At 35.0% G+C, this 26835-nt stretch carries 21 protein-coding genes, 2 pseudogenes and 1 other annotated feature; of the genes and pseudogenes, 16 read left to right on the top strand and 7 right to left on the bottom strand.

The window, feature by feature from the left end:
• Positions 1 to 50 precede the first annotated feature (50 nt).
• Entirely contained in the window at positions 51 to 491 is a 441-nt protein-coding gene (locus DOK78_RS11155) for a hypothetical protein (RefSeq protein ID WP_207940287.1), read from the bottom strand.
• Between the two features lie 80 nt (positions 492 to 571).
• A complete protein-coding gene (locus DOK78_RS11150) occupies positions 572 to 1099 on the bottom strand; it encodes an HdeD family acid-resistance protein (protein ID WP_207940288.1) in 528 nt (175 codons plus the stop codon).
• Between the two features lie 140 nt (positions 1100 to 1239).
• Between DOK78_RS11150 and DOK78_RS11145 the strand changes: the two genes are divergently transcribed.
• On the top strand, positions 1240 to 1725 hold the full coding sequence (locus tag DOK78_RS11145) for a hypothetical protein (protein WP_207940289.1): 486 nt from the start codon (positions 1240 to 1242) through the stop codon (positions 1723 to 1725).
• 29 nt (positions 1726 to 1754) lie between these two features.
• Here the strand turns inward: DOK78_RS11145 and DOK78_RS11140 are convergent, their stop codons facing one another.
• The gene (locus DOK78_RS11140; RefSeq protein ID WP_207940290.1) at positions 1755 to 2351 is read right to left on the bottom strand and encodes a nitroreductase family protein; all 597 of its coding nucleotides are present in this window, start codon (positions 2349 to 2351) and stop codon (positions 1755 to 1757) included.
• A 252-nt stretch (positions 2352 to 2603) separates the two neighbouring features.
• Here DOK78_RS11140 and DOK78_RS11135 point away from each other — a divergent pair, with 252 nt between their 5' ends.
• The 6 genes from DOK78_RS11135 (at position 2604) to DOK78_RS11110 (ending at position 15824) form a co-directional block, all read left to right on the top strand.
• Positions 2604 to 6143: a PD-(D/E)XK nuclease family protein gene (locus DOK78_RS11135; RefSeq protein WP_207940291.1), complete on the top strand. Its 3540-nt coding sequence runs from the start codon at positions 2604 to 2606 to the stop codon at positions 6141 to 6143.
• Positions 6136 to 9804, top strand: a complete 3669-nt coding sequence (gene addA / locus DOK78_RS11130; protein WP_207940292.1) for a helicase-exonuclease AddAB subunit AddA — start codon at positions 6136 to 6138, stop codon at positions 9802 to 9804. The genes DOK78_RS11135 and addA overlap by 8 nt, the downstream gene beginning before the upstream one ends.
• A 66-nt stretch (positions 9805 to 9870) precedes the next feature.
• Entirely contained in the window at positions 9871 to 10191 is a 321-nt protein-coding gene (locus DOK78_RS11125) for a winged helix-turn-helix transcriptional regulator (protein ID WP_207940637.1), read from the top strand.
• Between the two features lie 43 nt (positions 10192 to 10234).
• Positions 10235 to 10443: a binding site (T-box leader), on the top strand.
• A gap of 78 nt (positions 10444 to 10521) precedes the next feature.
• Positions 10522 to 11565 carry a phenylalanine--tRNA ligase subunit alpha gene (pheS, locus tag DOK78_RS11120; protein ID WP_207940293.1) on the top strand — a complete coding sequence of 348 codons (1044 nt, stop codon included), beginning with the start codon at positions 10522 to 10524 and terminating at the stop codon, positions 11563 to 11565.
• A 5-nt stretch (positions 11566 to 11570) separates the two neighbouring features.
• Positions 11571 to 13991, top strand: a complete 2421-nt coding sequence (gene pheT, locus DOK78_RS11115) for a phenylalanine--tRNA ligase subunit beta (RefSeq protein ID WP_207940294.1) — start codon at positions 11571 to 11573, stop codon at positions 13989 to 13991.
• Between the two features lie 225 nt (positions 13992 to 14216).
• On the top strand, positions 14217 to 15824 hold the full coding sequence (locus DOK78_RS11110; protein ID WP_207940295.1) for an ATP-binding cassette domain-containing protein: 1608 nt from the start codon (positions 14217 to 14219) through the stop codon (positions 15822 to 15824).
• Positions 15825 to 15861: 37 nt separating this feature from the next.
• On the opposite strand, the pseudogene trpS reads toward DOK78_RS11110, so the two are convergent.
• Positions 15862 to 16868, bottom strand: a pseudogene (gene trpS, locus DOK78_RS11105) (tryptophan--tRNA ligase).
• 254 nt (positions 16869 to 17122) lie between these two features.
• Here trpS and DOK78_RS11100 point away from each other — a divergent pair.
• The 8 genes and pseudogenes from DOK78_RS11100 (at position 17123) to cbpB (ending at position 23404) form a co-directional block, all read left to right on the top strand.
• Positions 17123 to 17860 (top strand): amino acid ABC transporter ATP-binding protein, encoded by a 738-nt coding sequence (locus DOK78_RS11100; RefSeq protein WP_207940297.1) that lies wholly within the window; start codon positions 17123 to 17125, stop codon positions 17858 to 17860.
• A gap of 11 nt (positions 17861 to 17871) precedes the next feature.
• A complete protein-coding gene (locus DOK78_RS11095; protein WP_207940298.1) occupies positions 17872 to 18684 on the top strand; it encodes a transporter substrate-binding domain-containing protein in 813 nt (270 codons plus the stop codon).
• Positions 18685 to 18695: 11 nt separating this feature from the next.
• Entirely contained in the window at positions 18696 to 19343 is a 648-nt protein-coding gene (locus tag DOK78_RS11090; RefSeq protein ID WP_207940299.1) for an amino acid ABC transporter permease, read from the top strand.
• A gap of 13 nt (positions 19344 to 19356) precedes the next feature.
• Positions 19357 to 20013: an amino acid ABC transporter permease gene (locus DOK78_RS11085; protein ID WP_207940300.1), complete on the top strand. Its 657-nt coding sequence runs from the start codon at positions 19357 to 19359 to the stop codon at positions 20011 to 20013.
• 122 nt (positions 20014 to 20135) lie between these two features.
• On the top strand, positions 20136 to 20951 hold the full coding sequence (gene racE / locus DOK78_RS11080) for a glutamate racemase (RefSeq protein WP_207940301.1): 816 nt from the start codon (positions 20136 to 20138) through the stop codon (positions 20949 to 20951).
• Positions 20952 to 22302: pseudogene (rph, locus tag DOK78_RS11075) on the top strand (ribonuclease PH). It abuts the gene before it with no gap.
• A gap of 1 nt (position 22303) precedes the next feature.
• The gene (locus DOK78_RS11070; protein ID WP_207940303.1) at positions 22304 to 22816 is read left to right on the top strand and encodes a metallophosphoesterase; all 513 of its coding nucleotides are present in this window, start codon (positions 22304 to 22306) and stop codon (positions 22814 to 22816) included.
• Between the two features lie 96 nt (positions 22817 to 22912).
• A complete protein-coding gene (cbpB, locus tag DOK78_RS11065; protein ID WP_207940304.1) occupies positions 22913 to 23404 on the top strand; it encodes a cyclic-di-AMP-binding protein CbpB in 492 nt (163 codons plus the stop codon).
• 37 nt (positions 23405 to 23441) lie between these two features.
• On the opposite strand, the gene DOK78_RS11060 is transcribed toward cbpB, so the two are convergent.
• Together DOK78_RS11060 and fabI are read right to left on the bottom strand one after the other, a co-directional pair.
• Positions 23442 to 24371 carry a mechanosensitive ion channel family protein gene (locus DOK78_RS11060; protein WP_422389682.1) on the bottom strand — a complete coding sequence of 310 codons (930 nt, stop codon included), beginning with the start codon at positions 24369 to 24371 and terminating at the stop codon, positions 23442 to 23444.
• A gap of 170 nt (positions 24372 to 24541) precedes the next feature.
• Positions 24542 to 25297, bottom strand: coding sequence for an enoyl-ACP reductase FabI (gene fabI, locus DOK78_RS11055; RefSeq protein WP_207940306.1), 756 nt, complete (start codon positions 25295 to 25297; stop codon positions 24542 to 24544).
• 209 nt (positions 25298 to 25506) lie between these two features.
• Between fabI and fabZ the strand changes: the two genes are divergently transcribed.
• A complete protein-coding gene (gene fabZ / locus DOK78_RS11050) occupies positions 25507 to 25950 on the top strand; it encodes a 3-hydroxyacyl-ACP dehydratase FabZ (protein ID WP_207940307.1) in 444 nt (147 codons plus the stop codon).
• A 43-nt stretch (positions 25951 to 25993) separates the two neighbouring features.
• Here the strand turns inward: fabZ and DOK78_RS11045 are convergent, their stop codons facing one another.
• Entirely contained in the window at positions 25994 to 26740 is a 747-nt protein-coding gene (locus tag DOK78_RS11045) for a peptidylprolyl isomerase (protein WP_207940308.1), read from the bottom strand.
• Between the last annotated feature and the right edge of the window lie 95 nt (positions 26741 to 26835).

The raw sequence follows: 26835 nt of genomic DNA, 5'->3' as shown, positions 1-26835 counted from the left end.
TTTAAAAAAAGCGTAAAAAAACACATACCATAGAGATATGTGTTTCTCGTTTAGTTAAAAATAGGTAATCCAGAGAAAGAAGTTTCATCTAATTTTTTCATACGTTTATTGATTCGTCGAACAATACCTTCAGAAAATTCAACAGAACCAATATTTTTACGCGTAATAATTAACAAATCTTTTTCTTTAGTAAAGCGTTGTTGCTTACGGTAAATATTAGCTAATCGTTCAACGTATTCATAATGAGTGTAATCTGTACAAGCAATTAAATACAGCAATAAATCTTCAGCTTTTTCTAGCTCATTATTGCTATAATACGTAATAGCTTCACGATATAGTTTAATTTCTAATTCTTCAAGTAATTTTGCCTGTTGTTTTTGCTTTTTCCATTCATTCACTGAAAGTTTACCAGTGATTTGGCCAGCAGCATCATAAGAAAAAATCACAGGGACATCATTAGGATGTGATTGTTCTTGATAAATTTTTTTCATGAAATAACCTCCTGTGTTTATGATGTAAGCTAAATATACTATATTTATTAGAAAATTTCCACATTATTTCAATGTTGTTTTTAAGATAGGTTCCGTTTGATCTGGATATAACCAATAATTTCGGAGATACCCATAAAAATTAACAGGCTGCCAAAAAGAGTCATAATGCTAGCAACTGCATTAAACATTAATAATAATCCACCCACGACTAACAATGCACCATATAAGAGCCATGGCCAGTAACCTTGGTTTAGACTTTTCAAATTAAATCCTTGAACAATTCGTAAAAGACCGTTTAGAACTATCAAAATTCCTAAGAAAACAGTCAGAATGGTAAAAATTGGTTTAGCAAGAGCCAATACAGCTGCTGCGGCTACTAAAAACAACACGCCAACAATCATCTCAAAACCAACATATCCTGAACGTCGTTTTTCTTGATAGGCATTCCAAAGATTACTTATTCCTAAAATTGCGATATAACCCGCGACTAAATAAATGATGCCTTGAGTGAATTGCTTTGGATACATAATGGCGAATCCACCCGTTAAAATATAAAGCACGCTACGTAATAAGGCATATCTTTGAAACTGTTGAATAATTTTATTCATAATGCCACCTCATTTTCTTTGTTTTCTTTATTTTAGCGAAGTTTTGTTAAAATAGAAAATTATTTGCTAAAATTAAGGAAATTCATTTGGTAGAGTTTCTTAACCTCTGTTAAACTAAAAGAAAAGACTAGGAGAATATAATGGATATATTTACAGGATTATTTGGTGCTTTTACCATAATATTATATGCTTATTTATTTTTATTGAAAAAAGAATTAGTATTTGTAGCAAAGCGTAAGTCCATATTTTCAATTGTGGCACCATTAGCAGTTGCAGGATTTATTGCTGTTTCGCAATTTTTTGCAGAAACACTTGACGAAAAAATTAGAGGGTTATTTGCTGCTTTATTGATTTTGAGTTATTTGATTAATGGACGCGGAATGACAGAAGATCGTTTTGTTACTCACTCACTAGATAATCGAGGAATTAAATTTACAGAAATTGATCGAGTTGTTTTATTTCAAGATACTAAAGAAAAAGTGGTACGGATTAATTTTTTTAAGCGAGGATTACGAGGACCTTTAATGAAATTTAGTGCTTCAATCGAAGAAATTGCGAATTTTTTAAAGAAGAATTTAAAAGAGGGGACACCTATTGACGTTATTACGCAAGATGAAAAGAGCTAGCGGTCTATCACCACTAGCTCTTTTTATTATTATTTAAAAACGCGGAAACGTTCTTCGTCAGCTAAATATTCTTTTTCACCAGCTTCAGCTTCTTTTGAACCGAATACTAATTGAGAACGTAATTTCCAGTTAGCAGGAATGTTCCATTCTTTTGCAACAGCTTCATCAATTACTGGATTGTAATGTTGAAGACTAGCGCCAATACCAGCTTCTGCTAATACTGTCCAAGTATTTGCAGTAGCAATTCCGTTTGATTGTTCTGCCCATACTGGGAAGTTATCAGCATATAAAGCAAATTGTTCTTGTAAGTTTGTTACTGTATCTTGATTGTAGAAGAATAAAACTGTACCGAAACCAGCTTTGAAGCTAGCTAATTTTTGTTTTGTTCCTTCAAAAGCTTCTGCTGGAGTTAATGGTTCTAAAGCAGCTTCTGTTAAATCCCATAATTTTTCATGTGCGTCACCAAATAAAATAACTGCACGTGTTGATTGAGCGTTAAAAGCACTTGGGCTAGCTTTTACAGCGTCTTTGATTAATTCTTCAATTTCTGTTTCAGATAAAGAAACGTTACGTCCGATTGCATAGATTGAACGACGATTTTGTAATGCGTTTAAAAAGTTTGTCATGTTATATTCCACCTTTGTTTTCTTAATTACAAGAGTTACTATATCATCTTACTAAAAGTTAGTAAATAAATTTGCTTAAACTTTTTATAAAAAAATTTATTTATTAGTATATTAGCGAACGTACGTTTGATTAAAAAGAGATGTATGTTAAAATATGATAAAGTATAATTTAATGAGAAACAAGTTTGTTTATATACAATATCTTAAGAATAATTGTTACAATACTATCAATAGAACAAAGGAGGGACTCACTTGAGCTTGCAATTTATAACAGGCGGTGGCAATACCAATCATCAGCAAGCAATTATTGATATTGCAAGTGAATGGTTAGCTAATCCGCAACAAGATGTTTTTTTTCTAGTGCCTAACTATAATAAATTTGAACGTGAACAAGAATTACTTTCACAATTGAAGAGACAACAACATGTAGAAGAATTTACTTCTATTCGTGGACAAGTCTATAGTTTTAATCGATTAGCATGGTATTTCTTACAACGGACTGGTCAGTTTGGTGGGACAATGATTTCTGAAGTTGGCTCTGCAATGATTATGCGGAAGGTATTAGAATCATTGACAGAGCAATTGACGATTTTTCGAGGGGAAATTAATAAGTCTGGATTTATTTCGCAATTAATTGAGTTATATAAAGAATTTCAATTAGGGAATATTCATGCAGAAGAGTTACAATTTGGTAGTGAGAATACAGATTTTGAATTGAAAATGAAAGAAGTTCAATTAATTTTTACTGTTTATGAAGAAGAATTGCTTCAGCGCCAACTACAAATTGAACAGCCGATACCGATGTTAACACGCTATTTAACTCATAGTGGTGAATTCTCTTCAAATACAGACTTGCCTAATTTAAAGAAAAGTCTTTTTATCGTTAGTGGCTTTGCAAATTTTTCAGCACAAGAACAAGCATTATTACAAGTGTTAATGCAACAAAGTCATCTTTGTGTAGATATATATATTGATAATGTCCATAAAGAATCAGACGCAATGGACTTGTTTTTTGAAGCACAACAAACGTATAGTCTTTTAAAAAACTTTGCTCAAATGTATCAAATACCAGTGCTGTTTGATAAAAAAGCTATTTTATTAGAAGAAGCGACTGGTTACTCAGTAATAGAAAATTATTGGCGAACAAATGAAATAATTATTACAAGCAAAAAAACTTTAAAAAGTTTTTTAGAAATTTGGAAAGCAGAAACGCCTGAAGAAGAACTGCGCCAAATCGGAGTGGAGATTCGCCGATTAGTTGCTGCTTCAGCAGAGAGTCCTCAACCGATTCGTTATCGTGATATCCAATTAGTCACATTAAACCCAGAGATTTATTATTCATTAATTCCTATTGTTTTTGATGAATTAGCAATACCGTATTATTTAGATGAAGACCGTAAAATGGAGCAACATCCCTTAGTAGAGTTTATTCATGCATTGTTTGCTTTGGATAAGTATTATTATCGTTTGTCTGATATTTTTCGATTTTTACGAACAGAACTGTATATTCCTCAAGAGATGCGAGTAGGAAGTGAAGACTGGCAGCAAGCACGAAACCAATTTCGTCATGCTGTAGACATTACTGAAAATAAGGCGTTATCCCATCACTTCCAAGGGAATGATTGGTTGAAAGCGGAGGACTGGCAGTTAATTGAATACAATTTTGAAGAGAAACAATTAGCAGACACAGTCTCGGTTGAAGAGCAAACAAATCAAATTCGCCGAGCTTTTCGTCGTGATATTGCAGCTTTCTTTAAAAAAATTAAAGCTGCTAAAACGACATATGAAGCGCTTGAGATTTTTTATCAATTTTTAATTCAACAGGGGATTGAGGAACAACTCATCCATTGGCGCAATCAAGAAATTGAACGGGGTCACCTTGAACAAGCTCGTAATCATGAGCAAACATGGTCATCTTTAATGGATTTATTAGATGAATTCTCTGAAATTTATGGTGAAGATGCGTTTAATTTTGACTTGTTTGAAGAAATTTTATCTAGTGGATTAGCTAATTTGACATTTGGTAAAATTCCTACAGCGATTGATCAAGTAAAAATTAATCCATTAGATTTGGCAAGACCCATGCAAGCTAAAATTACGTTTGCCATCGGTCTGGATGAGACTACGTTTCCTAGAAAAATTGAAAATAAAACCTTACTTTCGAGCGAAGAACGGGCTCAGCTAAATGCTGTGTTAAAAGAAGATCAATATTTACGCGACCATGTAGGTGAGACGTTACGAAATGAACCTTTTGTTGCATATAATGTATTGTTATCGGCTTCTGATAAGCTCTATATGACGTACGCAGCTAATCATGATACGCAACAGAATATTAAAATGTCTCCTTATTTGGTTCGTTTAGTTGAGGGGACAGGAATTGAGTTACAAAACCGACAAAGTTTAACGTTAGAAAGCAATCCAGCGTATTATGTTGGAACGTATCGAAGTTTAATTCGCCAATTAAATAGCTTATATCGTCAAACGCAAGACGTAAAAATCAATTTACCAAATGTTTGGCGTTGGATGGAAAAACAATTACGTGGTGAGAATAAACAATTAGCAGAACGGGTATTTGCTAGTCAAAGTCATCGCAATGTCCCAGTTTCTTTACCGCAAGAAACGGCACTTGCTTTGTATGGGACAGAAATTCATAGTTCAATTTCACGCATGGAGACTTTTTATCAATGTGAATATCGCTATTTTGTTGATTATGGTTTACGTTTGAATGAACGAGATATTTACGGATTAAATCCGGCTATTACAGGAGAATTTTTCCATGATGCATTAGATCGTTTTTTAACTTTTTTAATTGAAGAAAATATTTCACTAAGTCAACTGACTGCCACAGAACGGGATCATTTTGTGGATCATGTGTTAAAAGAAATTTTTGGAGAAATTCGTTACAATTTGTTGAATCGTTCTGCACGAATGAATTTTATTCGTCATCAATTAAGCAAAACAATTCAACGTGTGACCTGGGCGTTGCATAAGCAGGGAGAAAAAACACAATTGTCTCCTGTACAAACCGAAGTATTATTTGGTCAAATTGCAGGGAAACGTGGAATTCCTGGGTTACAATTACCGTTGAATTCTGGTGGACAATTACATTTACGAGGAAAAATTGATCGAATTGATACAGCGATTGTTGACGGACAACCATGGTTATCTGTTGTGGATTATAAATCTAGCAGTCGTGAATTTGATTTAACGGAAGCATATTATGGATTGGCAATGCAATTAGTGACGTATTTAGATGTTGCTTTAACTGATGCGGTAGAATTAATTGGTAGAGATGACGCTAAAATTGCCGGAGCCTATTATTTTCATGTGCATAATCCAGTCATGGATCATCAAAAAGCTACCGATGACGAACGATTAAAGCAATACAAATATGATGGCTTATTTGTTGACGATGCAGAAGTTTTTCCAATCTATGATGAGACATTAACGAAATCAAAAAACTCAGCATTATTTCCAATTCGTAAAGATAAAAATGAAACAATCCAAAAAATTACTCAAAGTAAAGACAAATTTTATACAGAAGAAGAAATCAATTATCTGATTCAACATAATCGAAAAAAAATGATTGATGGTGGTAATCGAATTCTTTCAGGAGAAATTGCGTTAAATCCATCTTATAAAATGAAAGATAAAAAACGTGCATGTCAGCATTGCCCGTTTCGCAGTATTTGCACGTTTGATGTGATGTTACAAGAAAATGAGTATCATCGTATGAAACAATTGTCAAAAGAAGAAATTATTGAACGAATGAGGGAGGAAGAAAATGATTAAGATCCCTTTGAAACCTAGCAACGAAACTTTTACCGATACGCAATGGCAATCCATTTTTGATAAAGGGGATAATCTATTGATTTCTGCTTCAGCAGGGTCAGGTAAAACCACTGTGTTAGTTCGCCGAGTGATTGAAAAATTAAAAAGCGGGAGCAATATCGATGAGTTATTGATTGTTACTTTTACTGAAGCAGCTGCTAGAGAAATGAAAGAACGTATTCAAGTAGCCTTACAAGACGCTGTAAATAAAGAAAGTGACAGCGAAAAAAGAAAACATTTTGTCAGACAATTGACACTGTTACCTATGGCGAATATTTCTACGTTACATGCATTTTGTTTAACGGTTATTCGCCGTTTTTATTTTTTAATTGATTTAGATCCAGTGTTTCGAATGTTGACAGATGAAACGGAAAGCATTTTATTAAAAGAAGAGGTATGGGAAGAATTGCGTGATGCTTGTTATGAAGCAAAAGATGAATCATTTTATCGGTTGACGGAAAACTTTTCAAGTGATCGTTCTGATGAAGGTGTGACTGATCTAGTGATGTCACTCTATACATTTGCTCGTGCAAACCCAAATCCAACCAAATGGTTGACAAATTTAGCAGACAATTATCAAACAGAAGATGGTTTAACACAAAATCAGCTGTATAAAAGTCAATTAAAACCTGCGATTATTCATACTTTAGAAGCGGCAATTCAGCGTTTAGAAATTGGGTTACAACTTGCGCAAATTGATGCACTTATTGAAAAAGCTGCAACATTAGTAGCTGATGAATTAGCACAAGCGCAACGGTTATTAAGTTATTTTCAAGAAGATACCTTAGATTTAGCCTATGCACAAATTGAAGGCTTGTCGTTTGGGCGTTATCCTGCGTTTCGTAAAGAAGAACAAAAAGAATTATCAGAACCAGTAAAAATTCAACGACAAACAGCCAAAGAATTAGTAGAATCGGTTAAACAATTTTTTGCGTATGCGCCAGAAGAAATGTTGGCATTAATGGAACAAGCACGTCCAATTGTGGAAGAAATGGGCAATTTAACTCAACGTTTTATGGAAAATTTCCAGCAAAGAAAATTGGATAAAGGTGTATTAGATTTTAATGATTTAGAGCATTTTACTTTGGCGATTTTACGAGGTGAAGGCCAAGGTAGCGAGGCATCAGCTTATTATCGACAAAAATTTGAAGAAGTATTAGTAGATGAATACCAAGATGTCAATCGTCTACAAGAAGCTATTTTATACTGGGTACGTGAACCTGACGATACTCAAGGAAATATGTTCATGGTAGGGGATGTCAAACAATCCATCTATGCTTTTCGCTTAGCTGATCCAACTTTATTTATTGATAAATATTTGGCTTTTGAAAAAGCCGAGGGTGGACGTCGTATCGTTTTAGCTGAAAATTTCCGCTCACGTTCAGAGGTGTTGCAGTTTACAAATTTAGTTTTCCAACAATTAATGGATGAAGAAGTAGGACAAATTCCTTATGATGATGCGGCAAAATTGATTCCTGGTTTCCCAGCGTTTCCAGAAAGCAACCAATTTCAAACAGAGCTGTTGTTATTTGAAAAAGGTGTTGAAGAAGACGCAGATGTTGTGGATGATAAAACAGAAGGTGAATTACATCTTGTTGCCTTAAAAGTCAAAGAATTAATTCAGCAACAATTTGAAATTTACGATAAAAAAATGAAAGCTAAGCGCCCTGTTAGCTATAAGGATATTGTATTGTTAACCCCAACTCGTAAAAATAATTTAGTTATCATGGATATTTTTAAAAAATTTGATATTCCATTAGAAGTAAATGATGCTCAAAATTATTTTCAAGCGACTGAAGTCCAAACAATGATTGCCCTTTTGCAAATTATTGACAATCCGTATCAAGATATTCCGCTAGTCGCTGTTTTAAGGTCGCCAATTGTAGGTTTAAATGAAGAAGAATTAGCGGAAATCCGTTTAATGAAAAAAAATGGAGACTATCTAGAAGCTGTGCAATTGTATGCAGTAAAAGACACTGAATTAGCGCAACAAGTCCAAAAATTTCTTGCACAATTGGATGTCTGGCGTGAAATGGCACGTCGCCGTTCACTTTCAGAACTTATTTGGTCAATTTATGAAGAGACGGCCTATCTGGATTATGTGATTGGATTGCCATCTGGACGTCAACGTTATGCTAATTTAGTTGCTTTAGCTAACCGCGCAGAAAGTTATGAACAAAGTAGTTTCAGAGGGTTATATCAATTTATCCGATTTATTGAAAAAATGCAGGAAAAAGACAAAGATTTAGCAGAACCTTTAGCTATTTCAACTGAAGATGCTGTGAGAGTAATGACGGTTCATGCCAGTAAAGGATTAGAGTTTCCGATTGTTTTCTTATTGGATACAACGAAGCAATTTAATTATCAAGATTTTAATTCCCGGTATATTTTTGAGGAACGATTAGGTGCAGGTATTCAGTTTATCAATGAAGAACGGATTCGTTTTGATACGTTACCTTACCAAGCAATTAAGCAAGTACGAATTCAAAAAGCATTGTCAGAAGAAATGCGTAAATTGTATGTTGCCTTTACTCGTGCGGAGCAAAAATTGTATCTAGTTGGTTCTTATAAAACGAAAGAAGATGCTTTTAAGAATTGGAGTCGAGCCTTAACCCAAGAAAATCTAGTTCTTGATTCATCTTTACGTTTAAGTGGGAAAGGCAACTTGATGAACTGGATTGGCTTAACCTTAATGCGGCATCCTGATATGCAAAAAGTTTATGACAACATTGATGCCGTTCGAACTGTCCGTCATGATGCGAACTTCCAAATTCACTGGTGGAACCAAGCAGAGCTTTTGGAGCAACTACCCAAAGTTTTGGCAGAACCAATTAAACCAGAGCAATTAGCGATACAAGCGAGTGAAGAAACAGCCGAATTTCAACGTCGTCTCGCATTTACGTATCCTTTAGAAAAATCAACAATGACAACAAGCTATCAATCTGTATCTGAGATGAAGCGAATCTATAATGATCCCGATGAACAGGATATTGCCAAATTAGATTGGGAGAGTACGTTTGAACAAAGCCGTAAACAACATTTCCGCTATGCTTCGGATGAACTAGCTAAGCCCAAATTTTTGCAAAAAGAAAAAATTGAACCAACAGCAATTGGCAGTGCGACGCATACGCTACTGCAGCTATTACCTTTAACAGCAATACCAACCAAAGAGAGCATTCAAGATAAGTTGACTGAATTAGTGACAAACAATTATTTAGAAAAAGCTGTGGCAGAAAAAATTGATATTGATGCTATTGTCTGGTTTTATCAAACTGATTTAGGAAAGTCTTTAGTTCAGCATGCTAACAACGTTCATCGCGAACAACCATTTTCGATGTTAAAAGATGCTCAGACAGTATTTTTAGATTTTGAAGAACCCGGTGCTGAACTATTGGTACATGGGATCATTGATGGGTACATTGAATTAGACGATTATATTATATTGTACGATTTCAAAACAGATGCAGTGTACGCAAATAATGAAGAGAAAATTCAACAGCAATATCAAGGACAATTACGATTATATAAAGAAGCATTACAACAATCGCTAAAAAAACCTGTTACTGAAACCTATCTGGTATTGTTAAATGGTCAAACAATTTTGCCTATGAAAAACTTATAAGTTCTGGAAACAGTAAAAATCACCTGCATTGTGGTATAATATGTTGAGAAGAGGTGAGTGCCAATGATGGAAACAAGTAAAACAAACTATACACTTTGTCCAAAATTTGAAAAAGCTTTTTCAATTCTAGGGAAAAAGTGGAATGGCTTAATCATTGATGTGTTACTTCAAGATGGTGAACAACGATTTGTCGATCTTGCAAAAAAAATTCCAATGTTAAGCGATCGTGTCTTAACAGAGCGTTTGCGAGAATTGGAACGAGAATGTATTGTAGATAAAGCGGACAGCTTATACCAATTAACCGAAAAAGGTGTTGCCTTAGCAAATGCCTTGGAATCCGTAAAACATTGGAGCCATGATTGGGTAACTGAAGAAGAATGTAGTTGATTTCTATTTCAATATCTAGTAAACTAAAAAACAATTGGATACGTAATAAGCGAAGATGGAAACGAGTAATTTGGATGAAACAGACCAGGGAGATTTGCCATAGACTGAAAGCAATGACTGTATTCGAAAAATGAAATTCACTTCCGGAGCTTGCTTAGTGAAAAAACTAAGCCGGTAGTCATTATCGTTAATGAATTGAGTGCGCGTTATTTTACGCGAAGTAGGATGGTAACACGAGACCTCGTTCCTTTTTTGGGAGCGAGGTCTCTTTTTGTTCGCTCGTAACGACACCAAATTTCTTGAATTACTATATTTAAAGGAGGCAATAAAATGTCTTTACAGGAAAAACTGGAAGCATTAAAAACAGCAACAATTGAAAAAATTGAAGCAGTAGAAGATTTAAATCATTTAAATCAAATTCGAGTGGAAACATTGGGGAAAAAAGGCCCCATTACAGAAGTTCTACGTGGAATGAAAGATCTTTCGGCTGAAGAACGCCCAAAAATCGGGAGTTTTGCAAACGAAATTCGTGATGCATTAACTGGCAAAATTGAAGAGAAAAAAGTTGCCCTTGAAGAAGCTGCTATGAATAGAGCTTTAGCAGAAGAAAGCATTGACGTGACTTTACCAGGAAAACAAATGGTACAAGGGACGCGTCATGTGTTAACGCAAATTATGGAAGAAATTGAAGATATCTTTGTAGGAATGGGTTATCAAGTGATTGAAGGATTTGAAGTCGAGCAAGACCATTATAATTTTGAGCGAATGAATTTACCAAAAGATCATCCAGCTCGTGATATGCAAGATACGTTTTATATTACTGATGAAATTTTAATTCGTACGCATACTTCACCTGTGCAAGCACGTACCATGGAACAACATGATTTTTCAAAAGGCCCATTACGCATGATTTCACCAGGGAAAGTTTTCCGTCGTGATACAGATGATGCCACACATAGTCATCAGTTCCATCAAATTGAAGGATTAGTCATTGATGAACATGTAACAATGGGAGATTTAAAAGGAACATTAGAAGCCTTGATGCAAAGAATGTTTGGTGCAGAACGCGAAATTCGCTTACGTCCAAGCTACTTCCCATTTACAGAACCTTCTGTTGAAGTAGATGTAAGTTGTTTTAAATGTGGTGGTAAAGGCTGTAATGTCTGCAAACATACTGGCTGGATTGAAATATTAGGTGCTGGTATGGTACATCCGAACGTTCTAGAAATGTCTGGCATTGATTCAGAAAAATATTCAGGTTTTGCTTTTGGATTAGGGCCTGATCGAATTGCAATGTTACGTTATGGTGTCAATGATATTCGTAACTTCTATCAAAATGATACGCGATTCATTCGTCAGTTCAAGGGGGAATAAAACAAATGTTAGTTTCATATAAATGGTTAAATGAATATCTCGATTTATCAATGGTTTCAGCACAAGAACTAGCAGATAAAATGTCTGTAACCGGAATCGAAGTTGAAGCAGTAGAAGTGCCAGCAGAAGGATTAAAAAAAATCGTTGTTGGTGAAGTAGTAGAATGTGTCGATCACCCAGACTCCGATCATTTACACATCTGTCAAGTCAATATCGGCGAAGAGGAGCTCTCACAAATTGTGTGTGGTGCACCAAATGTTAAAGCAGGCATTAAAGTAATTGTTGCTTTACCAAATTCACGTATTGCTGGCAATGTAAAAATTAAAAAGGGAAAAATGCGTGGCCAAGTATCTAATGGCATGATTTGTTCATTAGAAGAAATTGGTTATTCGGATAGTGTCATTCCTAAAGAATATTCAGAAGGGATTCAATATTTACCAGAAGATGCAATTCCTGGTGAAGATGTCTTTCCATATTTAAATATGGATGATGCGATTATTGAATTATCTATTACACCAAACCGTGCAGATGCGTTAAGTATGCGTGGTGTTGCTTATGAAGTTGGAGCGATTTATAATCAAGTGCCAAACTTCAAAGATGAAGAGTTACATGAAGTCGCACAACCAGCTCACGAAAAAATTTCTGTTAAAGTTGAAGACACAACAGATGCGCCGTCTTATCAAATTCGTGTTATTGAAAATGTAAAAATTGCTCCAAGTCCACAATGGCTACAAAATGTATTGATGAACGCGGGTATTCGCCCAATCAATAACGTTGTTGATGTAACAAACTATATCTTGTTATTATTTGGTCAACCATTACATGCATTTGATTACGCTAAATTAGGGAGTCAAGAAATTCTTGTTCGCCGTGCGCATGAAAAAGAAGAATTGGTAACATTAGACGGCGTTACTCGGCAATTAACCAAAGAAAACATTGTTATTACAAATGGTCAAGTGCCAGTAGCTTTAGCTGGTGTGATGGGTGGATTAGATTCAGAAATTGACAATCAAACAACGACAGTGGCATTAGAAGCGGCTTTATTTGATCCATTATCTGTTCGTCGTACATCAAAACAATTTAATTTGCGTAGCGAGTCTTCTTCACGTTTTGAAAAAGGTATCAACAAAGCAACTGTTGACCAAGCCTGTGATGTAGCAGCCGCAATGATTGCGAGTCTTGCTGGTGGAGAAGTATTAAATGGTGCAGTGAAGGGTTCTGAAGTAATCGCTGAGGATGTGGAAGTGACAATCACATTATCACGCATTAACAACTACTTGGGGACTGAGCTAACAGTCGCTCAAGTAAGTGATATTTTTGAAGCATTAGGTTTTGCCTATAGCGAAAAGGATGAGCATTATATTGTTGTTGTTCCTCCACGTCGTTGGGATATTTCAATTGAAGCGGATATTATTGAAGAAGTAGCGCGTATCTATGGCTACAATAATTTACCATCAACGTTACCAAGTGGTGAAACTGTTGCAGGGGCGCTGACACGTGAGCAACGTTTAACGCGTAAGGTTCGTAGTTTATTTGAAGGTAACGGTTTAAGTGAAGCAATCAGCTATGCATTAACTACAGAAACAAAATCAAAGCAATTTATGTTAAAAGAAAGTCAACCAACTCGCTTGGATTGGCCAATGACAGAGGATCGTTCTGTATTACGCTTAAATCTAATTAGCGGTTTATTAGATGATGTTGCATATAATGTGGCACGTAAAAATACGCAATTGGCTCTATACGAGGTAGGTCACGTTTTCTATCGAAATGAAGATACGACAACAGCTTTACCGATTGAAGAAACACATATCGCTTTTGCTTTATCTGGTGAATGGACAACGAAAGATTGGCAAGGAAAAGGCGAAAAAGTTGATTTTTATCATGCAAAAGGTGTGTTAGATAATCTATTTGCAATGTTATCAGTAGAAGATGTTATCAGATATGAAAAAACAAGTGCCATGAAAGAGATGCATCCAGGTCGCACAGCTACAATTTATTTGGGTGAAGCAAAAATCGGTTTTATCGGTCAAGTTCATCCTTCTGTGGCAAAAGCCTATGATGTTCCAGAAACCTATGTTGCTGAATTAAATTTAGAAGCGTTATTAGCAAATGATGCAGGCAAATTAATTTATCAACCAGTATCTAAATTCCCAGCAGTTTCTAGAGATATTGCGCTATTAGTGAAAGAAGAAATTTCTAATCAAGAAATTGTTCAAGAAATCAATCAAGCTGCTGGTAAGTTCTTAACAAATGTGGAACTTTTCGACGTTTATCAAGGGAAAAATATTGAAGCAGGTCACAAATCATTGGCATATAGCTTAACTTTTGTGAATCCAGAAGCGACATTAACTGATGAAGAAATTAATCGAGCAATGGAAAAAGTAACAAAAGCTTTAACAGAAAAATTTGAAGCGGTAATTCGCTAATTATTAAAAATCAGCATTCTTATCCAGATTGCTGATTTTTTTATTTAAAGAATGCAATATGGTATGATTTGTTTAATAAGTAAACATAAGGAAGTGAATCCGATGAGAAAGTTCCGAGGTAACTACTCGATATAGCTGATTTGATAGGCCCTATATCGAGTATGCTTTCCTATCGTATTTCAGCTATATCGTCATTATGAATTTTAATAATGAGGAGATATCGCTGTGAATAAAAAAATTATTAAAACATTTCAAAAAAAATTCAGTTTGTATATTCTGTTAGGCATTGGTGTGGCTTTCTGCCAAGCAAGTAATGTCTATTTTCTACAACAATTAGTTGATCGAGTATTAGCACAGCCATTGTTGTTAATGGTCGGTTATGCAAGTACATTATTTTTGAGTCCATTAATGGCTTATCTTTCGGAATATCCGTTTAATCAATTGCAGCAAGGGATTTTCTATTTTTTAAAGCAACAAGCTTTGGAAAAAATGTCTACCATCGATTATTTAACGTATTTACAATATAGTTATGGAGAATTACTACAAAAAATCGAGGTCGGAGCTACGGCAGGACGCACGATTTATTTACAATTTTATTGTCAGCTACTTAGAGAATTGTTACCAGAAATTGTATTTACCCTATTTTTTATCACCTTTATTGATAAAAAATTAATTCCTTTTATTTTATTAGGATATCTGGTGATCTTTTTATTTACCAAACTATTGTTAAAATTACTCCAAGCTTTAAAAGAATCAACTCTAACATTTGAAGAGGAATTGAATACGAAGTTAGTCAGAGGTATCACTGATTTGTTAGTCTTTCGAATCAATCGAAAGTACCCTAAAGAAATAGCAGCTTATAAGGAAACCGCTGAAAAAGCAACCAATGTCACAACTAAAATGGCATTAATCCACGAATCTTTTTTTACGTGTTTTGCAATCAGTGTGGTGTTGCTAAAAATAGTGGTGGTTGTTTTGTTTTTTACCCAAAAACTATCGTTAACGATGGGGAGTTTTATTGCTTTATTAGCTTATATGGATAAAATTTATCAACCGATTGCGATTTTTAATGTGTTGTTTGTACAATATCGCTTGGATAAATTAGCTTATTCTCGCTTACTTGCAATTCTGAGAGAGAAAGATGATCCAAAATTAACAAAGGCAGACGTTTGGCAGGAAGAAATTCACGCTCTTTCTTTGGAAAATGTTTCTTTCTCAATTGGCGAAAAAAGCTTGCTGTCAGATATTTCAATGCGATTTGAAAAAAATAAAATCTATGGATTGATTGGAAAGAGTGGCTCAGGAAAGTCTACCGTTCTTAAACTATTATTAGGTTTATTTCAACCAACAGAAGGGATGGTAAAAGTTAATCATTGGGTGCTAGCCAAATGCAATATCGCTTCTATTTATGAGCGAGTTTTTTATTTATCGCAAGAAGCACCAATTTTTGAAGGAACGTTACGAGAAAATATTGTATTAGATCGGCTAGTTGATGAACAAGAAATTGAAGACGTTTTAGCAAAATGTCAATTGACAGCGTTCTATCAAAAGCTGCCAGATAAATTAACGACAAAAATTGGTGCCAATGGGGTAAATTTATCTGGTGGAGAAAAGCAACGACTAGCATTTGCTCGTTTGTTTTTTTCAAACGTCGAGGTTATTTTATTAGATGAAGCAACTTCTGCCTTAGATAGTCAAACAGAGAAACTGCTAATGAATGAAGTCAAGACATTATTCCCTCAAAAAATTGTCATAATGGTTACCCACAAGGACAGTGATTTAGCATTAGTAGATGAAATTGTTACCTTAGATAAGGGGATTGAATCCAAATAAAAAGGAAACGACCGTTTGTGTCGTTTCCTTTTTTGAGTTAACCAAAGTAATTAATACCCATAGCAGTTTTTACTTCTGCTAATGTTTGAGCAGCAACTTGTTCTGCTTGAGCGCTACCTTGTCTTAGAATTTCCATGACAGCGGCAGGATCCTTAGCAAACTCTTCGCGACGTGCACGAATGGGTGCTAATTCTTCTTCTAAAACCTCGATTAAGTAACGTTTAATTTTGACATCACCTAAACCACCACGACGGTAATGGTCTTTTAATTCTTGGATATATTCTTTATCCTTACCAAAAACATCTAGATAAGTAAACACCATGTTTCCTTCCACTTGACCAGGGTCTTGTACGTGAATATGATTTGGATCAGTGTACATGCTCATCACTTTTTTTGAACAACATCAGCTGTATCAGATAAATAAATCCCGTTACCTAAAGACTTACTCATTTTTCCGTTTCCATCAATCCCAGGTAAACGCCCCATACCTTTTGGTGGGAAGACACCTTTTGGTTGAACTAAAACATCACTATAAGTAGAGTTAAAACTATGCACAATTTCTTGCGTTTGTTCTAACATTGGTTTTTGGTCTTCACCAACAGGAACTAAATTTGCTTTAAAAGCCGTAATATCTGCTGCTTGAGATACTGGATAGATAAAAAAGCCAGTTGGAACACCTTCACCAAAGTTTTTTTGCTCGATTTCTGTTTTGACTGTTGGGTTACGTCGTACACGAGCAACACTTACCAAATTCAAATAAAACATGGTTAATTCAGCAATTTGTGGGATTTGTGATTGGATAAAAAGCGTTGTTTTCGCTGGATCTAAACCAACTGCTAGATAGTCTAAAGCAACTTCTAAAATATTTGAAGATACTTTTTCGGGTGTTTTTGCATTATCCGTTAATGCTTGAACGTCTGCAATCATTACATATAATTTATTGGTTGGATCAGCTTGCATCTCAACGCGCGTTTTTAATGAACCAACATAATGTCCAAGATGTAAACGACCAGTTGGGCGATCCCCTGTAAGGATAGTATTCAAATTCTTCACCTTTTCTTTTTATAGTCTCTAAGTCATCTTACCTTTTTTCGAGAAAATAAACAATGATTTATGACGAGAATCTTTAGGATTTTATTGGATTTTTCTCACATGTCAATGTAAGAAAAATCCTGAATTTTACAAAGATCCATGCTTTTCTTATAAAAAACTTTACAAAATTGAAATTTCAAGCTTATAATATTTATTAGCCCATAATTAAAGTAGGCTCATCATACTAAATATAGGAGCGTGAAAGAATGTCAATGATTGAATTTAAAAACGTTGAGAAATACTACGGAAAATTTCATGCGTTGAAAAACATTAATTTGGAATTCGAAAAAGGGGAAGTTGTCGTAGTTATCGGACCATCAGGCTCTGGAAAAAGCACGATGTTACGTACAATTAATGGCTTAGAAACAATTTCTTCGGGAAATCTTTTAATTAATGATAAAGATATTCGTAGTAAAGAAACAAAATTAACTGAAATTCGTCGTAACATTGGAATGGTTTTCCAACATTTTAATCTTTATCCTAATAAAACGGTGTTAGAAAATATTACGTTGGCACCAATTAAAGTCTTAAAGTTAAATGAAACTGAAGCAACAGAGCGTGCTGAAAAAATCTTAGATCGTGTAGGGATGTTAGATAAAAAAGATTCCTATCCATCAATGCTTTCAGGAGGACAACAGCAACGTGTAGCAATTGCACGAGGATTAGCGATGCAACCTGAAATGTTGCTATTTGATGAACCTACATCCGCACTTGACCCAGAAATGATTGGAGATGTATTGGATGTTATGAAAAAAATTGCACATGAAGACATGTCAATGATCGTTGTTACACATGAGATGGGCTTTGCGCGAGAAGTAGCAGATCGTGTTATTTTTATGGCTGACGGACAAGTGTTAGAGGATAGTCGTAATGTCAAAGAATTCTTTGAAAATCCACAAGAGGAACGTGCGCAACAATTTATTAGTAAAGTAATTAACCATTAGGAGGAAAAGCGATGATTAAAAAAACTTTTTTTTCCTTACTAGTTCTAGTAGCGGCAGTCTTTAGTTTATCTGGCTGTAAGTCAGGGAATGTTGCCGACTTGGATATTTTGGAAACAAGTAAAGAATCAAATGAAATTATTTGGGGCGTAAAAAATGATACTCGCTTATTTGGTTTAATGGATATTCCTTCTCGTGAAGTGAAAGGTTTTGATATTGATATTGCTAAAGCAATTACGGATAAGATTTTAGGTCGTGATGGTCGTGCAACTTTTGTTGAAGTAACCTCTAAAACACGAATTCCGTTATTAAAAAATGGGAATATAGACGCCATTATCGCAACAATGACAATTTCAGAAGAACGTAAAAAACAAGTAGACTTTTCAGATGTTTATTTTGATGCCGGCCAATCATTATTGGTCAAAAAAGGTAGCTCTATTACCAGTGTGGATTCTTTAGATGAAACAACTACGGTATTAGCAGTGAAAGGATCAACTTCGGCGGTGAATATTCGCAAAGCTTCACCGAATGCCAATATTTTAGAATTAGAAAACTATGCTGAAGCATTTACCGCATTACAAGCTGGTCAAGGCGATGCCATGACAACAGACAATGCGATTTTGTTAGGGATGTCCAGTGAAAATCCTGATTATGAATTAGTTGGTGGAACATTTACAGAAGAACCTTACGGAATTGCCATTAACAAAGGACAAGAAAATTTCCTTCAAGCAGTGAACGATGCCTTAGAAGAAATGCATGAAGACGGAACATATGATGAAATTTATGAAAAATGGTTCCCAAATGACGATACTGGAAAAGTGAAATAGGAGGGGATACGATGATTGAGTTGTTTCAAGCAAATGCAGATTTGTTTTTTGAAGGATTTAAATATACGATCCTTTCTAGTGTACTCGCGTTAATTTTTAGTTTAATAATCGGAACATTAATGGCGATTTTTCAGTTATCTGAAAATAAAATTATTCGCAATTTAGCAAAAGCTTATGTTGAGTTTTTTAGAAATATTCCATTATTAATTATTGTGATGTTTTTCTATGTAGTGCTGCCATTATACGGCATGCCATTTGATGGTTTTCAAGCAGGTACCATTGGTTTAACGATTTATACGTCAGCCTTTATTGCTGAAACGGTTCGTTCCGGAATCCAAACCGTACCAAAAGGCCAAATGGAAGCAGGTTTATCATCTGGTTTTACTTACAGTGAAACGATGCGTTATATCGTATTGCCACAAGCCTTCAAGATTGTTATTCCTCCATTAGGTGGTCAATTTATCAATTTAATAAAAAATTCTTCTATTCTAGCAATGGTAGCGGGCTTAGACTTGATGTATCAAGGAGATTTAGTAGCCAATGCCACCTTTATTACGTTTGAAACATATATTATTGTAGGGATTTTTTATTTGATTTTAACATTGCCACTATCATATTTAATGGCTTATTTAGAAAAACGCTGGGCAGTAAGAGGATAGAAAGGAGACAACAATGGATTTTATCGGTGCATTTTCATTCGTAAATTTACGATTTTTATTAGATGGCTTACAGATTACCGTTGCGGTTTCCGTGCTATCGATTGTGTTTAGTTTTTTAATTGGTGGGTTAATGGGGACATTGCGTTTTGCCAATATCCCATTCTTTTCCAGAGTTTTAGGTGTATTTGTGGACATTATTCGTAATTTACCATTACTGTTAATTATCTTCTTTACGTATTTTGCTTTACCACAAATTGGGATTCGCTTTAACATTTTTTGGTCAGCTGTCGTTGCTTTAACGATTTTTGAATCAGCAATGTTATCAGAAATTTTCCGTGCAGGGCTAAATGCAGTACCAAAAGGCCAAATGGAAGCGGGGCTTTCAACAGGCTTAACTTATGTTGAAACGATGCGTACCATTGTATTACCACAAGCTTTTCGTTCAATGATTCCAGCAATCGTGAGTCAATTAATTTCATTAGTGAAAGATACATCTTTAGCTGTCATTATTTCACTTCCTGAATTGACACATCACGCACGAATCATTTATGGACAAAATACGAATTATGTTATTCCAATGTTTGTGGCAATGACTTTAAGCTATTTTGCTATTTGTTATGTATTGTCCTTGTTATCTAAATATTTGGAAACTAGAAAATATAACTATTAAAAAATAATCCGCTCATTGGGCGGGTTATTTTTGCTTTTCGAAGAGAAAACTTGAAAAAAAAGTCAAAAAAGTACAAAATAAAGAAACAGACTCTGTCTAAGAGAAACAAAGGATGGAAAGAAATGACAAATACACAACCTATTGGCTTTATTGACTCGGGCGTTGGAGGATTAACAGTCGTCAAAGAAGCAATGAAGCAGTTACCAAATGAGAATATTATTTATCTAGGAGATACTGCTCGTTGTCCGTATGGTCCTCGTCCTGCAAAACAAGTCGTAGAATATACATGGCAAATGACTAAATTTTTATTGGAAAAAAATATAAAAATGCTTGTTATTGCATGTAATACGGCAACCGCTGTTGCTTTAGAAGAGATTAAAGCGCAATTGGATATTCCGGTAGTGGGCGTTATTTTACCGGGGACAAGAGCAGCTGTAAAAGCAACAAAAAATCGTAACATTGGGATTATTGGAACAGTGGGAACTATTAAAAGTAGTTCTTATGAACAAGCCATTAAAACGAAAGTTCCAGAAGCATCAGTTACTAGCCTCGCTTGTCCTAAATTTGTACCGATTGTTGAAAGCAATCAATTTCAATCTTCGGTAGCTAAAAAAATTGTCGCAGAGACGCTACTGCCTTTACACCATAAAAAATTAGATACATTGATTTTAGGCTGTACACATTATCCTTTACTACGTCCAATTATTCAAAATATTATGGGCAGTAATGTCAAACTGATTGATTCAGGGGCAGAAACGATTGGTGAAGTAAGTATGTTATTAGATTATTTTGATATTGCAAATACCAATGTCAATTCACAACCCGAATTTTCATTTTATACAACAGGTTCTACAATCATGTTTGATGGTATTGCTAAAGAATGGTTAAAATCAGCAAATGTTTATTCACAACATATTGAATTAGGAGGAACAGAATAAATGCGACACGATGGCAGAGGACCGCAACGTTTGCGTCCTATTACAATTAAAACTCATGTTTACAAACATCCAGAAGGTTCTGTAGTCATTTCGTTTGGTGATACAGAAGTAATCTGCTCAGCAACAATTGAAGAATCGGTACCACCATTTTTACGAAATACAGGAACAGGTTGGGTAACAGCAGAATATAGTATGTTGCCACGTGCAACGAATTCAAGAAATCGTCGTGAAAGTTCAAAAGGAAAGTTAACTGGACGTACGATGGAAATTCAACGTCTTATTGGACGTTCATTACGTGCTGTCATCGATTTAGAAAAAATTGGGAGAACGTAGCATTGTAGTCGATTGTGACGTTGTGCAAGCGGATGGAGGAACCCGAACAGCAAGCATTACAGGTGCTTTTGTGGCATTACGTTTAGCTGTTAATAAATTATTACAAACAAACGCTTTAAAAGAAGACCCGATTAAAGAACATCTAGCCGCAATTAGTGTCGGAATTTTACCTGATGAAACTTGCGCAGTGGACTTAGATTATGTAGAAGATAGTGCTGCACAAGTGGATATGAATTTAGTCATGACAGAATCTGGCCGTTTTGTTGAAATCCAAGGAACAGGTGAAGAAGCTACTTTCGATGGTGAACAATTAAATGAGATGCTGGTTTATGGAAAAACCGCAATTGAAGAATTGATTGCTGCACAAAAAAATACTCTTTATGCAAACGAAGAAAATCGCGCTCGAATTGTAGACAAAACGATTATGATTGCGACAGGCAATTTAGGGAAAGCGAAAGAATTTGCTGAAATGTTTGCTAAAGAAGGTTATCAAATTAAAACGCTAAAAGATTTTCCAGACTTACCAGACGTTGCGGAAACAGGGAGTACCTTTGAAGAAAACGCCCGGTTGAAAGCTGAAACAATTGCGAATATTTTACAATGTCCAGTTTTAGCAGATGATTCTGGTTTGAAAGTTGATGCTTTAGGAGGGAGGCCAGGGATCTATTCTGCACGCTTTGCTGGTGAACACAAAAGCGATGCGTCAAATAATGCTAAATTATTATATGAATTAACCGATATTCCTGATGAAGAACGAACAGCACAATTTCATTGTACGTTAGTATTAGCGGCACCTAAAAGAGAGAGCCTAGTTGTTGAAGCTGAATGGCCAGGTCGAATTGGCCGTATTCCTAGAGGCGAAAATGGTTTTGGCTATGACCCATTATTTATTGTTGATAAAACTGATAAAACAGCTGCTGAAATTTCTAGTGAAGAAAAAAATAAAAATAGTCATCGTGGACAAGCAATTGAAAAATTACAGTTGCAATGGAAAGAATGGTTAGAAGGAGAGGGTTAATTTGAAATATTTAGTAGTTAGTGATAACCATGGAGATCGTAAAATTTTAGCAGATCTCTTTGCCCATTACCAGGGAAAAGTAGATTATATATTCCATTGTGGCGATTCTGAGTTACCCGTAGATGATGAATTATGGCAGCAGGCTTATGTAGTTACTGGTAATTGTGACTATGACCCTAAGTATAAAAAAAGCCAACTAGTAGATACAGGTGTTGATCGAGTATATATGACACATGGTCATTTATCAGATGTGCGTTTTGGTATTACTCATTTAGGCTTAGAAGCACAAGCAGTCGATGCATCAGTCGTTTTGTTTGGGCATACGCACCAAATTGGTTGTGAAAAAGTAGGGCAACGTCTATTTTTAAATCCTGGAAGCATTTCACAACCTCGAGGACCGATTCAAGTAAAAAGTTATGCGATTATCGATAGTACGCCTGAAGCCTATTACGTTCAATATTATGACCGTGAATTTCAAGCTGTTTCAGAACTATCTTTTGTCTTTAAAAAATAAAAGTTATAAATTTTTAAAGAAAGCGATTTTCTCGCTTTCTTTTTGTATTTTGAGGTAAAATAAGGAGTAATGTAATAGCGAAATGGAGGTATTCATTTGATTGGTAAATACACTGAAGCTTTGTTGATGGAGAATCAAGAAACTTTTCTTGTGCCTGCTGATAATGTAGCGACCGTATTATATAGCCATCCTTTAGAACACGCATTACTAGTGTTATCTAAAGTCGGTTATGCAAAGATTCCAGTCTTGGATTCAGAAGATCATTTAGTTGGCTTAATCAGTTTAGCAAACATAATAGACAAAATGATGGGGTTAACAGGATTCGACACAGATCAATTAGAAGGGTTAACTGTGGCAGATGTCATGGAAGTAAATGTGCCTAGAATTCAAAATAAAGATGATTTAGAAGATATTTTACATTTACTAGTACAAGGTTCTTTTTTGCCTGTTGTGAGTGAAGACAACGTGTTTGAAGGAATTATAACTAGAAAAGAAATCTTAAAATCCGTGAATCATTTAGTTCATGAATTAGAAAAACGATACACAGTTAGTATGAAAGAAACTGTAAAAGAAAAATTAATTAGTTAAAAAAAGAGAGAAAATCATTGTTGATTTTCTCTCTTTTTTATTTAGCTGCAACTACTGGTGAATTTGGAATCGTAAATCCCGCTTGTGATACTTCATGAATAGAAGCACTTAATAACTCTTCTTGAATTTTATGTTGACGACCATTGCTGACATACATTGTTGTACGAATGGCATAGTTGCTGTTGCCTAAATCAACAATACCAAAAATCACAGGAGGTGTTTGAATAACTTCTGTATATTTTTGAACAATTTGTTGATTGGCGCGTTCGATTGCAGCTTGGATACCAACTATATCTTCTGATGGATCAATCCGTACATCTACTAATACGCGCATATTTGCACGAGACGTATTGCTGATGGTTGTTATGTTACGGTTGGGAACAAAATGAACCGTCCCGTCTGAAGATTGCAACTGTAATGTACGTAGACCAACAGAGGTAACTGTTCCTTCGATTGCTAAATCATTTAACTTAATATAATCACCAACATCAATTTGTTGTTCGGTAATAATGAAAAAACCTGTGATAATATCATTCATAAAACCTTGTGCACCAAGACCAATTGCCAAACCAGCAATTCCGGCCCCAGCGAGCAATGAACCAACTGGAATACCGATGGTCGATAATAGCGCATAAATAAAGAAGAAACCTAATGTGTAATGAATAACGTTTCGAATCAAAGTATGTAACGTCGTCATTCGAACTTCATTAGTTTTCTTTTTACTGTAAGAGGTGAAGGTACGGTCAACTAAAAAGTCAGCTACACGAACTAAAATACTAAACAAGACAATAATAAAAAGAATGGTAATTGCTTTTTGAATGATTAGTCCTGTAATAGCTTCCCAATTAAGACTGAGCCACCACCGTTGAATTGCATTTAATTGTTGAGCAGCAGGTTCAATGATACTTATATCAGATGAATCTACCGTTGAATCTGCTGTCCCAACGGTTCCTAAAAGAAAATACACGAGCATCCCTCCAATGTTACTGTTCTTTATTTTAACAAGGGATAGTCAAAAAAGGAATGAATTAATTTAGGATAAATAAAAAATTAAGATAAATGCACGCCTTTATCAACGAAAATTGTTTCACCAATAATTCCAAAAAAGGAATGAATTAATTTAGGATAAATAAAAAATTAAGATAAATGCACGCCTTTATCAACGAAAATTGTTTCACCAATAATTCCAGCAGATAGAGGGCTCACTAAAAAGGCACAAACATTCCCAACTTCTTCAATCGTTACACCTACATGATCGGGTGTGCGGTCTTCAGATAATTGGATTAGTTTTTGATAATCTTTTACGCCTGTTACTGCTAATGTTTTAATTGCACCTGCAGAAATAGCATTCACACGAATTTTTTGTGGTGAAAGCTCAGCAGCTAAATAACGAACAGCTGCTTCTAAAGCTGCCTTAGCAATACCCATCATGTTGTAATTTGGTACTGCACGTTCAGCACCTAAATAAGTTAAGGTAACGATTCCGCTATTTTCAGCTAAAATTGGTTTTGCGTAGTGAGTAACAGCGATTAATGAATAGCTGCTGATATCTTGTGCTAAAGAATAACCTTGACGGGAGATATCTGTTACATCACCTTGTAAATCTTCTTTGTTAGCATACGCAACTGCATGAACAACACCGTGGATTTCGCCAGCATATTCTTTAATTTCATCAAATGCCTTAGCGATACTTTCATCACTGGCAACATCTAATTCAACTAGAAATTCGCCGCCTTCTAATAATTTTTCCAAAGGTTTTTTCATACGGTCGTTTTGATAAGTGTAGATTACTTCTGCACCTTGGTCACGTAATGCTTGAGCACAACCCCAAGCGATACTACGTTTATTTGCGACGCCCATTACGACAATTTTTTTACCAGTTAAGAAACTCATAATTCCACTCCTTATAATAAATACATAATAAATACATTCCATTTCAATTCATGGCATCATTACACCATGATTACTTATTATTAGATAAAATTGTTTGATTGTCAAACTAAATTTACTGAATTAATTCTAAAGTTGCCAAATTACTGAAAATATGATACTTTGATAATCAAAATAACTAAAATTTTGAAAAAAGGAAATGAGGACTCAAAATGGAAAAATTATTAACTGAAGTAGAAGTGATGGAGTTAATTCCTAATCGTTATCCAATTATTTATATAGACTATGTAGATTCAATTGATCCTGGTAAAAAAATTATTGCTACAAAAAATGTAACCATTAACGAAGATTTCTTCCAAGGACATTTTCCTGGTAATCCTGTAATGCCTGGCGCATTGATTTTAGAAACTTTAGCTCAAGCTGGTTCAATTTTAATTTTGAAATCAGAAGAGTTTTTAGGACGTACAGCTTACATTGGAGGCATTAACAAAGCGAAATTCCGCCAAAAAGTTGTTCCAGGAGATACGATTAAATTATCTTTTGAAATTACTAAAGTAAAAGGTTCAGTAGGTACCGCAGATGCGATTGCTACAGTAGAAGGCAAGAAAGTTGCTGAATGTGAATTTACTTTCATAGTTGGAGAACAACGCCAATAAAATAAAAATAGAGAAATTCCGTCAATGGAATTTCTCTATTTTTTTATTTTGCTTCTTGTAAGATATTAATTTTTTCAACTTTGACTGGTTTGACCGGAGTAGATTCTTCACCTGTTTCACCGGCTTCAACTTCTGCCTGGGCAATTTTATCAACAACATCCATGCCATCAATGACTTGACCAAAAACTGTATAGTTGCTGTCTAAGCTAGGAGTCCCTCCGTTTTTATAAGCATCTATGATTTTTTCTGGCGTAAATTGAATAGCTAGGCCATCAGACATATCTTGATCATTTTGTACGATAAAGAATTGACTGCCTTGGCTATCTAGTGCTTGTGCTCGGGCCATAGATAAGGCGCCACGAATATGGTAAAGGTTAGGAGAAATTTCTACTTCAAAACCGTCTCCCCAGATACTTTCACCACCCATACCTGTACCTTCAGGGTCGCCACCTTGAATCATGAAGTCTTCCATGACACGATGGAAGACAGTTCCGTCGTAGTAACCATCGTTGGCATGAGTCATAAAGTTCTCAACTGCTTTTGGTGCATATTCAGGGAATAATTTAATTTTTATTTTTCCTTCTGTAGTGACTAATTCAACCAAGTCTTCATTTTCTTTGACTTCTTTATCTAATTGCGGTAAATCTAATTGATTCAAATCAACGGATGTTTCCGTTGTTGTGGAAGATGCAGCTGTCGAGTCTTTTGTTGCGGTAGTACTATTGCAAGCTGCTAATAAAGCGATGCTAGCGAATGTTGTAAATAAAAGTACACGTTTTTTATTTTTCATAGTGGAATTCCTTTCTTATAACGTCTTGTTTATCATAACAAATAACTATTTTTTTTCCTAGTTTTTCTATAGTAAATTTAAAAATAGAAGAACGA

The sequence above is a fragment of the Enterococcus sp. DIV2402 genome (assembly GCF_017426705.2).
GTDB lineage: Bacteria > Bacillota > Bacilli > Lactobacillales > Enterococcaceae > Enterococcus_F > Enterococcus_F lowellii.
Note: the sequence above shows the minus strand (reverse complement) of the source record. Positions and strands in the feature narration are given on the sequence as shown.

Excerpts from the sequence above, each read along its gene's own strand:
- fabI (WP_207940306.1), bottom strand. The coding sequence starts at position 25,297 with ATGAGTTTCTTAACTGGTAAAAAAATTGTCGTAATGGGCGTCGCAAAT.
- pheT (WP_207940294.1), top strand. The coding sequence starts at position 11,571 with ATGTTAGTTTCATATAAATGGTTAAATGAATATCTCGATTTATCAATG.
- DOK78_RS11145 (WP_207940289.1), top strand. The coding sequence starts at position 1,240 with ATGGATATATTTACAGGATTATTTGGTGCTTTTACCATAATATTATAT.
- fabZ (WP_207940307.1), top strand. The coding sequence starts at position 25,507 with ATGGAAAAATTATTAACTGAAGTAGAAGTGATGGAGTTAATTCCTAAT.
- DOK78_RS11090 (WP_207940299.1), top strand. The coding sequence starts at position 18,696 with ATGATTGAGTTGTTTCAAGCAAATGCAGATTTGTTTTTTGAAGGATTT.
- DOK78_RS11140 (WP_207940290.1), bottom strand. The coding sequence starts at position 2,351 with ATGACAAACTTTTTAAACGCATTACAAAATCGTCGTTCAATCTATGCA.
- DOK78_RS11155 (WP_207940287.1), bottom strand. The coding sequence starts at position 491 with ATGAAAAAAATTTATCAAGAACAATCACATCCTAATGATGTCCCTGTG.
- addA (WP_207940292.1), top strand. The coding sequence starts at position 6,136 with ATGATTAAGATCCCTTTGAAACCTAGCAACGAAACTTTTACCGATACG.
- DOK78_RS11125 (WP_207940637.1), top strand. The coding sequence starts at position 9,871 with ATGGAAACAAGTAAAACAAACTATACACTTTGTCCAAAATTTGAAAAA.
- DOK78_RS11150 (WP_207940288.1), bottom strand. The coding sequence starts at position 1,099 with ATGAATAAAATTATTCAACAGTTTCAAAGATATGCCTTATTACGTAGC.
- DOK78_RS11100 (WP_207940297.1), top strand. The coding sequence starts at position 17,123 with ATGTCAATGATTGAATTTAAAAACGTTGAGAAATACTACGGAAAATTT.
- pheS (WP_207940293.1), top strand. The coding sequence starts at position 10,522 with ATGTCTTTACAGGAAAAACTGGAAGCATTAAAAACAGCAACAATTGAA.
- DOK78_RS11085 (WP_207940300.1), top strand. The coding sequence starts at position 19,357 with ATGGATTTTATCGGTGCATTTTCATTCGTAAATTTACGATTTTTATTA.
- racE (WP_207940301.1), top strand. The coding sequence starts at position 20,136 with ATGACAAATACACAACCTATTGGCTTTATTGACTCGGGCGTTGGAGGA.
- DOK78_RS11045 (WP_207940308.1), bottom strand. The coding sequence starts at position 26,740 with ATGAAAAATAAAAAACGTGTACTTTTATTTACAACATTCGCTAGCATC.
- DOK78_RS11095 (WP_207940298.1), top strand. The coding sequence starts at position 17,872 with ATGATTAAAAAAACTTTTTTTTCCTTACTAGTTCTAGTAGCGGCAGTC.